Here is a 15777-nt window from a genome sequence, read left to right on the forward strand (position 1 = left end):
AATGCTCATGGATTATGAAAAGGAACGAACAGAACGGGCCGAACAGATTCGAAAAGGCGGGGCGGAAAAGTATCATCAGAGCAACCAAGAAAAAGGCAAGCTCTTTGTCAGAGAGCGGCTTGCTCGTTTGTTTGACGATGACATCGAGCTTGAAGACGCTTTTTTTGCGGAATGTATGTCAGACGGGCTTCCCGCTGATGGAGTGGTGACGGCTATCGGCAAAATCGGTGGCCAAACCGTTTGTGTGATGGCCAATGATTCAACAGTGAAAGCAGGTTCATGGGGAGCCAAAACCGTTGAAAAAATCATCAGAATTCAAGAAACAGCCGAAAAGTTAAACTGTCCGCTCATTTATTTAGTCGATTCGGCTGGCGCCAGAATCACAGACCAAATCAATGTCTTTCCAGGGAGACGTGGAGCAGGACGAATTTTTTACAATCAAGTCAAATTATCGGGACGCATTCCGCAAATCTGCCTGCTTTTCGGACCGTCTGCGGCAGGGGGCGCTTATATTCCAGCCTTCTGTGACATTGTCGTTATGGTAGAGGGTAACGCCTCCATGTATTTAGGCTCGCCGAGGATGGCGGAAATGGTCATTGGCGAAAAAGTGTCTCTCGAAGAAATGGGTGGGGCACGTATGCATTGCTCAATCTCCGGCTGCGGAGATATTCTTGCAGAAACTGAAGAAGAAGCCATACGTCTGGCACGGGCTTATTTATCGTATTTTCCGGCTAATTATCAAGAAAAAGCGCCTATGCAAGAGAAACGCCCGCCAAAACACTTCGACATCCCGCTTGCCGACATCATTCCGCAAAATCAAAATGCGCCTTTTGATATGCATGAGCTGATTGAGCGGGTTATTGATGAAGATTCATTTTTTGAAATCAAAGCTTTATTCGCACCGGAATTAATAACGGGCCTCGCACGAATTCACGGACAGCCTGTCGGCATTGTTGCTAATCAACCAAAGGTAAAAGGAGGCGTCTTATTTCACGATTCAGCAGACAAAGCGGCTAAATTTATTACCTTATGTGACGCGTTTCATATTCCATTGCTGTTCTTAGCGGATATCCCCGGCTTTATGATCGGCACAAAGGTAGAACAAGCGGGCATTATCAGGCACGGAGCAAAAATGATTTCAGCGATGTCGGAAGCAACTGTTCCAAAGCTCTCTGTCATTGTCCGCAAAGCGTACGGAGCGGGGTTGTACGCAATGGCAGGGCCTGCGTTTGAACCGGATTGCTGCTTAGCGCTCCCAACCGCCCAAATTGCCGTCATGGGCCCTGAAGCAGCTGTAAACGCCGTCTATGCAAAAAAAATCGCTGAGCTGCCGAAAGAAGAGAGGGCATCATTTATCAGCAGCAAACGGGAGGAATACAAAGAGAACATCAATATCTACCGCCTGGCTTCAGAAATGATCATTGATGCCGTGATCCCAGCCAATTCGCTGCGTGATGAGCTGGCCAAACGGCTCAAGGCATACATGACAAAGGAAATGACATTTACCAATCGAAAGCATCCGGTTTATCCTGTATAAAAAAGCAAGGACTTAAGGAGCGCAAAAAGCGCTCTTTTTATATTTGCAATAATTATATTATGTAAACCAATTAACTTTGCATAAAACACCATGGTTTTTAGAATAGTAAATAAAGGCTGCCGCACCTCTAGCGGCAATTGTCAGTTCATCATAAAAAGGGGTCTACATTATGTATCATTTATATTCACATAACGACTTGGACGGAGTAGGGTGCGGAATCGTAGCAAAATTGGCATTCGGGAAAGATGTTGAGGTCCGGTATAACTCTGTCAACGGCTTAAACGCTCAAGTGCAGTACTTTTTAGAAAAAGCGAAGGAGAGCAACAGACAAGACGCATTATTCATCACCGATCTCGCCGTCAACGAAGAAAACGAAGAGAGATTAAATAAGTATGTTCATGCGGGCGGAAAAGTGAAGCTGATTGACCATCATAAAACAGCGCTTCATTTGAATGAGCATGAATGGGGATTTGTCCAAGTGGAGTACGATGATGGAAGGCTCTCATCGGCCACATCGCTTTTATATGGCTATCTCGTTGAAAATGGTTTTATGAAACCGACAAATGCCTTAGATCAATTTACAGAGCTCGTCCGCCAATATGATACATGGGAGTGGGAGCAGTATGATCAAAAACAGGCGAAGCGGCTTAATGATCTTTTCTTTCTGCTGTCAATCGATGAATTTGAAGAAAAAATGATTCAGCGTCTTTCTGCGCATGATGAATTTTTCTTTGATGATTTTGAAGAGAAACTGCTTGATTTAGAAGATGCAAAAATCGAGCGCTACCTCCGCAGAAAGAAAAGGGAGATGGTGCAAACCTTTGTTCATGAACATTGTGTGGGCATTGTCCACGCAGAATCGTATCATTCAGAGCTTGGAAACAGACTAGGAAAAGAAAATCCCCACCTCGATTACATTGCGATTTTAAGCATGGGGTCAAAACGAGTCAGCCTGCGCACCATTCATGATTACATCGATGTGTCAGAAATCGCCGGCCGATACGGAGGCGGGGGGCATGCAAAGGCATCCGGATGTTCAATCACCGACGAAGTATACGAATTGTTTGTTGCTGAAGCATTCCGGATTGAACCTGTCCGTCCAGATGCTTTCCGTAATATCTATAACCTAAAGGGATCGGCGAACGGATCATTATATGAAAATCGCGCACAAATGAGATTTTTTCTGTTTCCTTTAGACAACGAGTGGAATATCCAAATTAACGGAGAAACACAGGATGAAACATTCGCAGCTTTTGAAGAAGCAGAATGGTTTATTAAAAGAAATTATGCCGCGTCGCTCGTGCGGGATGAAGTATTTGTCGCTTTTTTAGCGGAGCATTTGAAGCTGGCAAACCAGCATCGCAGATAAAAAAATATGCATAGGGATGAATCAATCATCCCTATGCATATCCGCTAGCTATCGTTTAAATATCGCTGTACGTTTTTTAATCACAAAATAAAGGGCGATAACGACAATAGCCAGTATCATTATCGGCGTTGTATAAGTACCCGCAATGTTCTCAACGTCATCCCACTGACTTCCGAGCTGAATGCCTAAATAAACAAAGAGGATAGACCACGGAATGATAGCAAGTACAGTCAGTACCACAAATTTGAGAAACGGCATTTTGGCAATGCCTGCGGGAATGGATATCGCATGTCTGACAACTGGTATAAAACGTGCCGAGAAGACAACACCCGTGCCGTACTTTTGAAACCAGTTTTCTGACATGTCGATATGATGCTTTTTAATCAATAAGTACTTCCCGTATTTGTCCAAAAACGGTCTGCCGCCATAGCGTCCGATCCAATAAATAAAGATCTGGGCAATGGTGCCCCCGATAACACCCGCAATGATGGCGCCAATAAACCCAATCGTGCCTTCCGATACCATATAGCCACCATAGGCCAATACAATTTCACTCGGAATGATTTCAATCATCAAGCCAATCGCAATGCCCGCATATCCCATGTTCGTCAGCCATGTTAAAATTTCGCTTATCAAACTGCCCACATTCTTCACACCTGTCCTAATCTTTTTCTCTATTATATGACTGATTGACGAGCAAGATGGTTACAATTTTTTATCGCAGCATTTCTTTCGTTTCCCGTTTGATCACATCTTCTAAATAGGCCAAAAGCTGAGATCTCATTTCGGGGCGCATTAAGCCGATTTCAGTGCTAGCTTTAAAACAGCCCAGCTTATCGCCAATGTCATATCGATTTCCTTCCAGCAGCCGGGCATGGATCGGCTGCTTACGGCAAGCCTCACGAAGCGCATCTGTCAGCTGAATTTCGTTGCCCGCGCCTCTGCCAATGGACTTTAAAACGGGGAAGATCGATGAATTCAGCACATAACGTCCCATCACGGCGATTTCCGAAGGCGCTTCTTCAGGAGAAGGCTTTTCCACCAAATCGTTCACTTCGTATACATGCCCTTGAGAACCTGATGTATTGATAATACCATATTTGCTGACATCCTCAGGGAGAACTGACTGTACACCGACTACTTCTGTTCCATAAGCGCCGTATACATCCATTAATTGCCGAAGAGCCGGTGTTTCAGACACCATAATATCATCGCCTAAAAGGACGGCAAACGGTTCATCGCCAATGAAATGCTCCGCGCACAAAACGGCATGTCCCAAGCCAAGCGGCTCCTTCTGACGAATATAATGGATATTCGCAAGATTTGCAATGTCCTGCATTTCGCCTAAGATGTCTGTTTTCCCTTTTTCAATCAAATTCTGTTCAAGCTCAATGGAACGGTCAAAATGATCTTCAATCGCGCGCTTGTTTCGCCCTGTAATAATCAAAATATCTTCAATACCTGACTGAACCGCTTCCTCAACGATATATTGAATAGCAGGCTTATCAACGATAGGGAGCATTTCCTTAGGCTGAGCTTTCGTTGCAGGTAAAAAACGTGTTCCTAGACCTGCTGCAGGGATGACGGCTTTTCTGATTTTTTTCATTTCCTTCACTCCATTTCAGTTTTCTTACATTGATTCTGATTTTTTCAACGGATCGCGGAAGACCCAGAGGCGATTCCCGATAAAATTAATCACCATACCGCCGACAGTTGCAATCAATTTGCTGATCAGAAGAGACAATCCGGCTTTTTGAAGGCCGAATAGCAGCAAAAACGTCATACCGGACGCTGCGAGATTAACGGCGATAAACCGAATCATTTCCTGTTTGTCGGCTTTTTTCTTCACTTCAAACGTCCAAATCCGATTCCAAATATAACTGTTGGCGATTCCGGACGTATAAGAACAAACCTGGGCAATGAGATATGGCACCTGTAAAGCGGTTAAAAGGAAAAATACACAAAAGTCAATAAGCGTGTTGCCAACTCCGACGGTACAAAAACGTATAAGCGTAGTCATTTGTTTCTTCAGCATAACGGCATTCCATTTTACCTCCAATCGAAGAAATTCAGTAGTGGCCGCGGAAGCCATCTTATGTACAAATCACTTTAAAGAATAGAGTTGAATAAACAATTACTAAAATATGAACAAACCATTAAAAAAGAAGGGGAGGACGATAATGAAATACAACAGCTGCCTGTTTTCATTTTGTTAGTTTACATAATATATATTCTAGGAAGTAAACAAAATAAATGAATTTCTGTCTCAATACAAAAGTATACTTAAGTTAGTGAGACAGAAATTGAAATTTTACTGTTGGAAGTCTAATCAAAAAAATGGCGTTGTCAATCCATAATAAACTGCTTCTAAATCTTCCAGCGTCATATCGCCATATGCGCATTTGATAACCGAGTCAGCAAATACATCGTAGTCATAATCTGTAGAAAAACCTTGCTGTAGCTGTTTTTCGTAAGCTTCGATCTGTTCTTTTTGATGTTGGATGTCTTTTTCCTTACCAGGATAGTCCGGACCATTTATCGCATTATTCATTTCTTTGAACAGCATCATATACTGCTTCAGTGTTTCATCCACAACCTAAACCTCCTTGTTTTGCTGTATAAGATGATGAAAACGGACATCATTGCTGATGCCCGCCAAAAGCTAAACTATTTGGGTTCTGTTCCCCAAATCAGTTTTCCGTGATTATATAATGTGATTTTTTTCGTTGTTTTAAACATATTTGATTGGAAAAAGGAATAATCCTCACCCTGTGCATAATTGCTCCAGTCATCATTGTGAAGACGAAGCTGAATATCCCCTGTGTTTGCTCCCGGTGACAGCGTTCCATTTTTAAACCCTAGTTCCAGATAGGTATCTGCACCCTGCTTAGGTTTATGTAACTTCACAAACTTGTGGGTCACATTGCCGCATCCAATCTGCGCGTAGTCACAGTCAAAGTTTTGAGGTTTGTTTTTTGCGTTATACCAGTAACGGACAGTGATATCTTTTAAATCAACCCTGGTGTTGCCGTTATTTTTTATGTGAAGCTGCGGGCGGATTTGGTTCCCGTTCACACTACCATCACCTGCCCTGTATTGCACAGAAATGTTGTTTTTCTGTGTGGGTTGATCTTGTGTTGGCGTTTCAGGAATGTCCTTCGTCGAATCTTTGGTACCGAGAATGTTTTCTCTTACGAATGCTCCTGAAGCGGATAAACCTGATAACGGCCAGCCGCCTGTTTTAGATGCTCCCGGCTTTAAAGCTGAAGATGATTCCTGCTTATCAGAAAGATTCCAGTTTACCCAGCTGATGTTCTTGCTGTTGAGATAATTCAGCCATTCCCTCGACTGGTCAAGAAATACTCCGCCATTTCCGGAAGCATCGCTTGTCCCCCACTCCGTCACAAAAATAGGTGCTCCTTTGCTGAGTGCATAGTTTGCTTTATCCCGTAAAAACTGGCCATGTGTGCCGGCATAAAAATGAAGCGCGTACATGACATTTGCATCCTTTAGCTGATCATCGGCAGCATCATTCACATCCTGGCTCCATGTACCGGTACCGACAATAATGATGTTGTCGGGATCGTTTTTGCGGATAACGGAAATCACTTCTTCCGCATACGGTTTAATATCACGCTTCCAGTTCACATCGCCGTTTGGTTCGTTCGCAATTTCATAAATGACGTTTGGCGTGCTTCCGTAAAGGCTTGACATTTCCTTGAAGAATTCTTTTGCCTTCTCTTTATTTTGATTTGGATTGCCGTCATTTAAGATATGCCAGTCAATGATGACATATATCCCAAGCTCTTTTGCCGCTTCAACCGCTTCTTTTACTTTGTTTTTCACAGACGGATTATCAATATAACCGCCGTCGGCCGTATACATCGCCGCGCGGAAAACCGTAATGCCCCAATCGTCTCTCAGCCATTTTAAGCTGTCTTTATTGACAAAATCGCCATACCATTGCAATCCGTGTGAACTGATCCCCTTCAGCTGCACCGCTTTGCCGTTTTGATTGACTAGCTGTGTACCTTTTATGCTAAGCTGGCCATTTATGGATACTGGCGTTTTTGTCACTGTTGCAGATGCTTCTGGAGCAGTCAAGCCGCTATTTGCTAGTAATGCAATAAATAAATATACAATTAAGATAGAGACTGAACGTTTCATATAGAATATTCTTTCCTCCTTCAAATGATTATGTAAAACATATGCCTAGTACCGTTCTCCTCCCTTTCGCTTTTTTAGCACGGACTCATTGTAAAAATCTTTCTCATGATTGTCTATCAACCTAATTTCTTGTTTTTAGGCGGTTTAAAAGCCTGCCAATTTGCTCTTTTTGTCTTGTTTCAGATACTGCTGATACATGTGGACCACATATAAAAGTATGTAACCAGGACTTTACACGTTATTTTTTTATGAAATCAAAACATTCCGCTTCTTTTCGCCAAATAAAAAGCTGCATTCAATTGATTGAATGCAGCCGTGTTCTTATGCTTCTTGTCTTTCATCTTCCCAAGTTTCAGTGTTTTTAAGACCCGGGATGTTTTTCGCTTTGAATACAGGATCAAGTCCTTGTTTACGCTGCTTCGCGTAATCTTTATACACTTTGTAAGCAACGTTCGACAGCAGTGTAATAACAATTAAGTTAATCAGCGCCATGATACCCATAAAGAGGTCCGCCATGTCCCACACAATCTGGAACCCTGCTACACATCCAAAGACAACCATAGCAATAACCGCGATGCGGTAAATATTCAGCCATGTTTTGCTTGTTTTAATAAATTCAATGTTTGTCTCCCCATAATAGTAGTTTCCGACAACTGAACTAAAGGCAAACAAGAACATTGCAATTGCTATGAAACCAGGCGCCCAGCCTCCAATATGGTGGCTCAGAGCAGCTTGTGTAACCTGGATGCCGTCACCTTTTGGTGTTACACTGTATAGTAAGATGATAAACGCTGTAGACGTACATATGATAAATGTATCGAAAAACACGCCTAATGTTTGAATAAAGCCCTGCTTTGCCGGATGCGAAACATGAGCTGTCGCAGCAGCGTTAGGCGCGCTACCCATTCCCGCTTCGTTAGAGAAAAGCCCGCGCTGTGCACCGATGACGATGATAGCTCCCAGTCCGCCGCCGACAACTTGTTCAAATCCCAAAGCATTTTTGACAATTATCGCAATAACGCTTGGAAATGCAGAAATATTGGTGAATACAACATATAGTGCAATGAGAATATAAAGACCAGCCATCACTGGAACAATCAATTGTGTCACTGCGACTACACGTTTTAAACCGCCGAAAATAATAAAAGCCGTTAAAGCAGCAAGAACAATAGCCACAACTGTTTTGTTCACATGAAATGCGCCTTCTAACGCTCCCGCAATTGTATTGGATTGAACAGCGTTAAAGATTAAACCGAATGACACGGTAATTAAGACAGCGAATACGATGCCGAGCCATCTGACTCCAAGACCTTTTTGAATATAGTAGGCCGGTCCGCCGCGGAAATCGTTTCCGTCCTTCACTTTATAAAGCTGTGCTAACGTACTCTCAACAAAGCTTGAAGCCATACCTACAGCAGCTACAACCCACATCCAAAATACAGCGCCGGGTCCACCTGTCGCAATTGCTAAGGCAACACCAGTCAAATTCCCTGTACCGACTCGGGATGCAGCAGAAATAAAGAACGCCTGCATAGACGAAACACCTTTATTTCCTTCAGGCTTCTCACCTACTATTCTGAACATTTCAATAAAATAACGGAATTGGATAAAACCAAAACGAAGTGTAAAAAATAGTCCAAGTCCTATTAAAATATAAAATAAATATTTCCAGATAAAATCACTTGGAATATTGATCAAACTGTTGAAAAAAGACTCCATATTGACCTCCCGTTTTCATCAATTCATTGTGAATTCATATTTGATGTTAGATTTTTTAACATAACGAGTTTTATTATATCACAATATGTCGAATTAGGAAGTTTTTTCGTGAAGATTGTTGTCCTAGATTGATGCTTCACTCCTTTGGTCTCCCTCTCTATTATTTTCCTATGAATAAAAATATTTCTTATAAGCAAGATTTCTCTTTTAAAAGTAAGAATTTCTTTCCTGCCACCTTCCGTTTCCTTTGATAAATAAAATCATAATTCCTAAACAACAAACATATCTTTTAAAATGTGTTTTTATTCACATCTTAGACCGGGTATACATACACTAATAAAAGAAATTTCTCTTTCAAAAATAAGCAAAAAGATATATACTTAACAAAGTGAAATTTATTTTTAAATTTAATAAATCAGGTTTACTTTTAGGATGGATTAGGGTATTATTATAAAAATATTCAGTAATATTAAAGGAGGGGGAGATCATTTGAAAAAAGTAACGATACTAAAAGCGTCCATCTTATTTTTGGCGATTGCCAGCTTTCATTTGTTCTCAATTCCCCACGCCTTTGATATCGGCCATCATTATAAAGCCGTAGCCGACCAGCAGGAAATGCATGAGATGAAATCCGGGCAAAATGCAGATGATGAGAAGAAATCCATCACAGGGGCATTTGCGCTGACTGCTCTATGGGCAATGGCTGTTCTGCTTCTGACCGCTGAAAGCAAAAGTACGGGTTACTCCCGCAGGCGCCAGCGGAAAAAAAGCTTTATACTGGCCAAATTTTATCAATCGTCTTATTTCGGCAAACTTCATGTTCAACATCACCCGATTATATAACGAAAATATGAGGAGGCTGTTAAACATGTTGTTTATCTTAAGAATGGTGATTTTAGGCTTATTTTCTTTCACCGCTCTGAATTTATTTGTATGGCAAGGAATTGAATTTGTTCATGCCTTTACAGATCTTTTCACTAGCCATGAAAGCTAATTGAAAAACAAACGAAACCCGCTCACATGATATGAGCGGGTTTTTTATTATTGTTCTGTATGAAGGCGCCAGACAGCTGTAACCTTGCCTGATTCCTCTTCATCAATAAAGAAAGAGCCATTGCTGTATCTGTCGTTTGTCCGCAAGTCTTTTGCCTGCAGTTCTTTTCTGTCGCCTTTTTCTGTTTCCACCATAAGCCGCTGTTCAAGACCGCAAGCGAACAGCGCTACGACCCGGTGAGGATTCTTCTTCAGTTCCCTTAGCATAACAACACCACGTTTTGCACGGGATGTTTTTTCAAACTCGGAAAGACTCATGCGTTTCACCGCTCCCCGCTGTGTGAACAATACAATTGAATCAGATTCTTGAAGGATTTCTCCAGAGACAACAAAGTCATCTTCTTTTAAGTTAATCCCTTTGACACCAGCGGCACGCGCGCCAACTACATTTACTTCGTCTTCTCCAAACCATAAGCCATACCCTAGGTGAGTGGCCATAAAGATCTGGCTTTCCCCATTTGTTACATGTACATCAATCAGTTCGTCTTCACCCTTCAGATTTAAGGCCACAAGCGCTTTAGAATAACGCTGTGCTTTATAATGGGTGAGCTCTGTCTTTTTCACCATTCCGTTTTTCGTAAAGAACAATAGATACGCCGACGGATCAAATTCTTTTATCGGTATGGCCTTTACAATCGTTTCATCACGGTCAATGGTGATTATATTTGAAAAATGCTGGCCCATGTCCTTCCATCTAATATCAGGCAGCTGGTGAACCGGACAATAAATGTAGCTTCCTTTGTTCGTAAAGAGCAGCAGCACATCCGTCGTATTCATTTCAAACTGATGGAGCATCCTGTCCGTATCTTTCATTCCGAAATCCTGGCCGTTGGAAGCGGCAAATGAACGCTGGCTCGTCCGTTTTAGGTAGCCATCCTTCGTAACGGTCACATATACATCCTCAGACGCAACCATGACTTCAAGGTTAATCTTAATTTCCTCAATTTTTTCTTCAATCACGGAGCGTCTCGTGTCTGCATATTTCTTTTTCAGTGCTTTTAAGCTGTTTGTGATCACTTTTAACAGCTTTTTATCATTGCTCAGAATGGATTCGAGCTCTTCAATTTTTTTGCCGAGCTCTTCTGCTTCTTCTTTCAGTGCTGTGATATCTGTATTGGTTAAACGATATAGCTGCAGTGACACGATGGCTTCAGCCTGAGGCTCTGTAAATTCATATTTCGCTATCAAGTTGTTTTTAGCGTCACGTTTATCGCTTGAAGAACGAATTGTTGCAATGACTTCATCCAAAATGGACAAAGCTTTCATGAGTCCTTCTACGATGTGATGTCTGTCTTTTGCTTTTTGAAGCTCATAAACGGACCGGTTTGTGACGACTTCCTTTTGGTGGCCGATATATGCATCCAAAATAGACGGCAGGCTCATCAACATCGGACGGCGATTATGAATAGCCACCATGTTAAAGTTATAGGTGATCTGCAAATCAGTATTTTTATATAAGAAATTCAAAATGCCTTTGGCATCCGCTTCTTTTTTCAGTTCAATGACCACTCTCAGCCCAGTTCGATCCGTTTCATCGCGAACCTCTGAGATGCCTTCAACCTTTTTATCAATGCGGTACTCGTCCATTTTTTTCACAAGGTTTGCTTTATTCACTTCAAATGGAATTTCCGTAATGACAATTTGTTCTCGTCCGCCTCTGATTGTTTCAATTTCAGCTTTTCCACGGATAATGATTTTTCCTTTTCCGGTTTCGTAAGCTTTTTTTATGCCGTCAACGCCTTGAATAATCCCGCCTGTCGGAAAATCAGGCCCTTTAATGACTTCCATGAGTTCATCAACAGAGCAAGATGGCATTTGAATGCGCTTGATGACAGCATCAATGACTTCTCCCAGATGATGAGGGGGAATGTCGGTTGCGTATCCTGCTGAAATCCCGGTAGATCCGTTGACCAATAGGTTAGGAAACATCGCCGGGAGTACAACAGGCTCCTTGCTTGTATCATCGAAGTTCGGCACAAATTCAACTGTATTTTTGTCAATATCCCGAAGAAGCTCAGAAGCGATCGGAGATAACCTCGCTTCTGTATAACGCATAGCTGCCGGGGGATCTCCGTCGATGCTTCCGTTGTTCCCATGCATTTCAATTAACACATTTCGCACTTTCCAATCCTGGCTCATCCGTACCATTGCTTCATAAACCGAACTGTCACCGTGCGGATGATAGTTACCGATGACGTTACCGACCGTTTTGGCCGCTTTTCTGAAGTTTTTATCAAACGTGTTTCCATCTGTATGCATCGCGTACAGAATTCTGCGCTGTACCGGCTTTAAGCCGTCTCTTGCATCAGGAAGCGCCCTGTCTTGAATAATATATTTACTATAGCGTCCAAAACGGTCGCCGATCACCTCTTCTAATGGTAAATCATGAAATAATTCTGGCTGTGACAACATTAAACCTCCTCAGCGACCGATAAGTTTTCATTTTCTAAAATATTGCTTTCTTCATCTAAGCCGAAAGCGACGTTTTTCTCAATCCACTTTCTGCGCGGCTCTACTTTGTCTCCCATTAACGTCGTGACACGTCTCTCTACACGTGCCGCATCGTCGATTTTGACCCTTACAAGCGTACGTGATTCCGGATTCATCGTCGTTTCCCACAGCTGGTCTGCGTTCATCTCTCCAAGACCCTTATATCGCTGAATGGTATAACCTTTGCCGACTTTTTTCAGGACATCACCCATCTCTTCATCAGACCATGCATATTCAATGATTTCCTTTTTTCCGCTTCCTTTGCTGACCTTATATAAAGGAGGCAGTGCAATGAACACTTTGCCATGTTCAATGAGCGGCTTCATATAGCGATAGAAAAAGGTAAGAAGCAGCACTTGAATATGAGCGCCGTCCGTATCCGCATCGGTCATAATGATGATTTTGTCGTAGTTGATATCATCGATTGAGAAATCAGCTCCGACACCCCCGCCGATCGCATGTATGATTGTATTGATCTCTTCATTTTTAAAGATATCAGCAAGCTTAGCTTTTTCCGTATTAATGACTTTACCGCGTAAAGGCAGAACTGCTTGGAATCTGCGGTCTCTTCCCTGCTTGGCTGATCCGCCTGCAGAATCCCCCTCAACGAGATACAATTCATTTTTTGCCGGGTTTCTCGAACCCGCAGGCGTCAGCTTCCCGCTTAATGTCGCTTCTGATTTTTTTCGTTTTTTGCCGCTTCTTGCTTCTTCACGGGCTTTGCGTGCCGCTTCGCGTGCCTGGCTCGCTTTGATAGCTTTTTTGACAAGAAGCGTTGCAGTATCCCGGTTTTCCTCTAAAAAGTAAGCAAGCTGCTCTGAAACAATCGCATCAACTGCTGATCTCGCTTCACTCGTACCCAGCTTTCCTTTTGTTTGTCCTTCAAATTGAAGAAGCTCCTCAGGAATCCGAACAGAAATAATGGCTGAAAGCCCTTCCCTTATATCAGTGCCTTCCAGGTTTTTATCCTTTTCTTTCAGCAAAGCCACTTTTCGTGCATATTCATTAAAAGCGCGTGTCATCGCTGTTTTTGCACCTGACTCATGAGTCCCGCCGTCTTTTGTTCTGACGTTGTTAACAAACGATAAAATGTTTTCAGAATAGCCGTCGTTAAACTGGAACGCAAAGTCCACTTCTATTGAATGATGCTCTCCCTCAAATGAGACCACTTCAGACAAGGCGTCTTTTTCCTCATTTAAGTAAGCGACAAATGCTTCTATGCCGTTCTCATAATAAAAGACCTCTTGCTGGTCATTGCGCTCGTCAATCAGCTCAATTTTTAATCCTTTTAACAAAAACGCAGATTCTCTTAAGCGTTCAGAAAGCGTTTCAAAATTATAAGTCGTTGTGCTGAACATCGTTGGATCTGGCTTAAAGTGTGTTAGCGTTCCTGTCTTTTTTGTTTTGCCGATCTTTTCGAGAGATGTGACTGGCTTTCCTCCGTGTTCAAAACGCTGCTGATAGACGAAACCGTCCCGCTCAATGGTAACCGTCAGCCATTCAGATAAAGCATTCACAACTGATGCACCAACTCCGTGCAGCCCTCCGCTTGTCTTATAGCCGCCTTGACCGAACTTTCCTCCGGCATGAAGCACCGTTAAAATCACTTCAGGGGTTGGTTTGCCGAGCTTATGCATTCCGGTTGGCATGCCGCGGCCTCTATCCTGTACAGATATACTGTTGTCTTTATGTATTTTGACGATTATGTGATCTCCATGGCCGGCAAGCACCTCGTCGACAGAGTTATCTACAATTTCATAAACCAAGTGGTGCAAGCCCCGTGCGTCAGTAGAGCCAATATACATACCCGGCCTTTTCCTGACAGCCTCAAGGCCTTCGAGCACCTGTATGGCATCTTCGTTGTAATCAAATTGCTGTTTTCTAGCCAAACGTACAAACCCCTTTCAAAAACTAACATTGTCTTTCTCTTTTTCAGTGTTACACCATCAATAGTATAAAGTATTTGTTATAAACCTCGCCTCGAGCCGGTACTGCCTTGGACTCCTCATTATAACCAATATGTTTGCAATCGCAACATAGAGCTAACGAATCAGTTCGCAAAACATCGGATAGTGCTGTTTTTACACTATGAGAACGTATGTTTGTTTATTATATATAAAGCAGCAGACCTTCGCAAATCGAACGGCCGAAACCCAGCTAGACAAGGTATTCAAAAAAAGCTGTTCAAGCTTTATTGTATCTGTTTCACCGTAATACGCAAACAATATCTTAAAATTAAAAAGCAAAAATCCTTGAATTCACAAGGATTTTTGCAGTTCTGCATCTATTTTGTTACAGCGTGCGCCACTTTTATGCACAGATCCATGATAACCGTTCTGTCTTTTTGCTTTAGCATCTGGTAAGCTTCTTCGTTTACCAGCCCTTGCTGTGCCCAAAATACTGGAGCGTCTGTCTCCAAAAACTCTTCCGCCACGCCTGGCAGCTGTTCTGAGCGCCGGAATACATTGACGATGTCAATCGGACCATCAATCTCCTGTAAAGATGAAACAGCTTTGACACCAAGTGCCTCATCAATTGTAGGATTGACGGGAATGATTTCATAGCCCGCATCCTGCATCGCTTTGGAAACCATATACGACGTTCTATCCGGGCGGTCAGAAAGCCCCACTACCGCGATTCGCTTGCTTTGATCAAGAATCTCTTTAATTTCCGCTTTGGAAGGGTTTTGCATCATGTACCACTCCTTTTTCATCTATTTTACACGATCAAAATGTAAGAAATCAAAATATGATGCATGTTTGATTGGATTTGTAAGCAAACTTTACAAAAAACTTATCATCAGATTATGATATCTCATGTTAAAATAGAAAGAAGGGATTTTGAAAAAGGAGAAATGTAGATGTTAATTGCTTTATTGATTATTTTGGCCTACTTGATAGGCAGCATTCCATCTGGCTTAATTGTTGGCAAGCTTGCCAAGGGAATTGATATCCGGGAGCACGGGAGCGGCAACTTAGGAGCTACCAATGCATTCCGTACGTTGGGCGTAAAAGCTGGTTCGATCGTAATAGCCGGAGATATTTTGAAAGGTACGCTGGCAACTGCATTGCCTTTTCTCATGCATGTTGATATTCACCCGCTTCTAGCAGGAGTCTTTGCAGTTTTGGGCCATGTGTTTCCCGTCTTCGCTAAATTTAAAGGCGGCAAAGCCGTGGCAACGTCCGGAGGCGTTTTGCTATTTTACGCACCTCTGTTATTTATCACGATGGTCGCGGTATTTTTCATCTTTTTATACTTAACTAAATTTGTTTCTCTGTCATCGATGTTAACAGGGATCTATACTGTTATATATAGTCTCTTTGTCCATGATAAGTATTTATTGATTGTCGTTACCCTGCTCACTATTTTTGTGATATACAGACACCGGGCGAACATTAAACGAATTATCAATAAAACAGAACCTAAAGTGAAATGGTTATAA

General features: G+C 42.3%; 14 protein-coding genes. 5 read left to right on the forward strand and 9 right to left on the reverse strand.

What is annotated here, in order from left to right; translation table 11 throughout:
• Position 1 precedes the first annotated feature (1 nt).
• Together AC0DBE_RS05515 and nrnB are read left to right on the forward strand one after the other, a co-directional pair.
• The gene (locus AC0DBE_RS05515) at positions 2 to 1537 is read left to right on the forward strand and encodes an acyl-CoA carboxylase subunit beta (protein WP_472961943.1); all 1536 of its coding nucleotides are present in this window, start codon (positions 2 to 4) and stop codon (positions 1535 to 1537) included.
• 169 nt (positions 1538 to 1706) lie between these two features.
• Entirely contained in the window at positions 1707 to 2906 is a 1200-nt protein-coding gene (nrnB, locus tag AC0DBE_RS05520; RefSeq protein ID WP_072181942.1) for an oligoribonuclease NrnB, read from the forward strand.
• 48 nt (positions 2907 to 2954) lie between these two features.
• Here nrnB and uptA read toward each other — a convergent pair whose 3' ends face one another.
• From uptA to AC0DBE_RS05550, 6 genes are all read right to left on the reverse strand, one after another.
• The gene (gene uptA / locus AC0DBE_RS05525; protein WP_014113955.1) at positions 2955 to 3551 is read right to left on the reverse strand and encodes an undecaprenyl phosphate transporter UptA; all 597 of its coding nucleotides are present in this window, start codon (positions 3549 to 3551) and stop codon (positions 2955 to 2957) included.
• A 70-nt stretch (positions 3552 to 3621) separates the two neighbouring features.
• Positions 3622 to 4512, reverse strand: coding sequence for a UTP--glucose-1-phosphate uridylyltransferase GalU (gene galU, locus AC0DBE_RS05530; RefSeq protein ID WP_061186386.1), 891 nt, complete (start codon positions 4510 to 4512; stop codon positions 3622 to 3624).
• A gap of 24 nt (positions 4513 to 4536) precedes the next feature.
• Positions 4537 to 4941 (reverse strand): GtrA family protein, encoded by a 405-nt coding sequence (locus tag AC0DBE_RS05535; RefSeq protein WP_061186387.1) that lies wholly within the window; start codon positions 4939 to 4941, stop codon positions 4537 to 4539.
• 294 nt (positions 4942 to 5235) lie between these two features.
• Positions 5236 to 5499, reverse strand: a complete 264-nt coding sequence (locus AC0DBE_RS05540; protein WP_061186388.1) for a YnfE family protein — start codon at positions 5497 to 5499, stop codon at positions 5236 to 5238.
• A gap of 74 nt (positions 5500 to 5573) precedes the next feature.
• Positions 5574 to 7073 carry a cellulase family glycosylhydrolase gene (locus AC0DBE_RS05545; RefSeq protein ID WP_472961402.1) on the reverse strand — a complete coding sequence of 500 codons (1500 nt, stop codon included), beginning with the start codon at positions 7071 to 7073 and terminating at the stop codon, positions 5574 to 5576.
• Between the two features lie 321 nt (positions 7074 to 7394).
• The gene (locus tag AC0DBE_RS05550; protein ID WP_072566340.1) at positions 7395 to 8792 is read right to left on the reverse strand and encodes an alanine/glycine:cation symporter family protein; all 1398 of its coding nucleotides are present in this window, start codon (positions 8790 to 8792) and stop codon (positions 7395 to 7397) included.
• Positions 8793 to 9281: 489 nt separating this feature from the next.
• On the opposite strand from AC0DBE_RS05550, the gene AC0DBE_RS05555 reads away from it, so the two are divergent.
• Both AC0DBE_RS05555 and AC0DBE_RS05560 read left to right on the forward strand, forming a co-directional pair.
• Positions 9282 to 9635 carry a hypothetical protein gene (locus AC0DBE_RS05555; RefSeq protein ID WP_472961405.1) on the forward strand — a complete coding sequence of 118 codons (354 nt, stop codon included), beginning with the start codon at positions 9282 to 9284 and terminating at the stop codon, positions 9633 to 9635.
• Between the two features lie 25 nt (positions 9636 to 9660).
• Positions 9661 to 9786, forward strand: coding sequence for a hypothetical protein (locus tag AC0DBE_RS05560; RefSeq protein ID WP_014113948.1), 126 nt, complete (start codon positions 9661 to 9663; stop codon positions 9784 to 9786).
• A gap of 47 nt (positions 9787 to 9833) precedes the next feature.
• Here the strand turns inward: AC0DBE_RS05560 and parC are convergent, their stop codons facing one another.
• The 3 genes from parC to AC0DBE_RS05575 all read right to left on the reverse strand — a co-directional run bounded on the left by parC (position 9834) and on the right by AC0DBE_RS05575 (position 15027).
• Positions 9834 to 12254: a DNA topoisomerase IV subunit A gene (parC, locus tag AC0DBE_RS05565; RefSeq protein ID WP_041520973.1), complete on the reverse strand. Its 2421-nt coding sequence runs from the start codon at positions 12252 to 12254 to the stop codon at positions 9834 to 9836.
• Between the two features lie 2 nt (positions 12255 to 12256).
• Positions 12257 to 14224, reverse strand: coding sequence for a DNA topoisomerase IV subunit B (parE, locus tag AC0DBE_RS05570; RefSeq protein ID WP_014113946.1), 1968 nt, complete (start codon positions 14222 to 14224; stop codon positions 12257 to 12259).
• 395 nt (positions 14225 to 14619) lie between these two features.
• Entirely contained in the window at positions 14620 to 15027 is a 408-nt protein-coding gene (locus AC0DBE_RS05575) for a CoA-binding protein (RefSeq protein WP_014113945.1), read from the reverse strand.
• 168 nt (positions 15028 to 15195) lie between these two features.
• Here AC0DBE_RS05575 and plsY point away from each other — a divergent pair, with 168 nt between their 5' ends.
• Positions 15196 to 15777: a glycerol-3-phosphate 1-O-acyltransferase PlsY gene (plsY, locus tag AC0DBE_RS05580; RefSeq protein WP_003221258.1), complete on the forward strand. Its 582-nt coding sequence runs from the start codon at positions 15196 to 15198 to the stop codon at positions 15775 to 15777.

Source organism: Bacillus sp. VA15 (assembly GCF_055721145.1).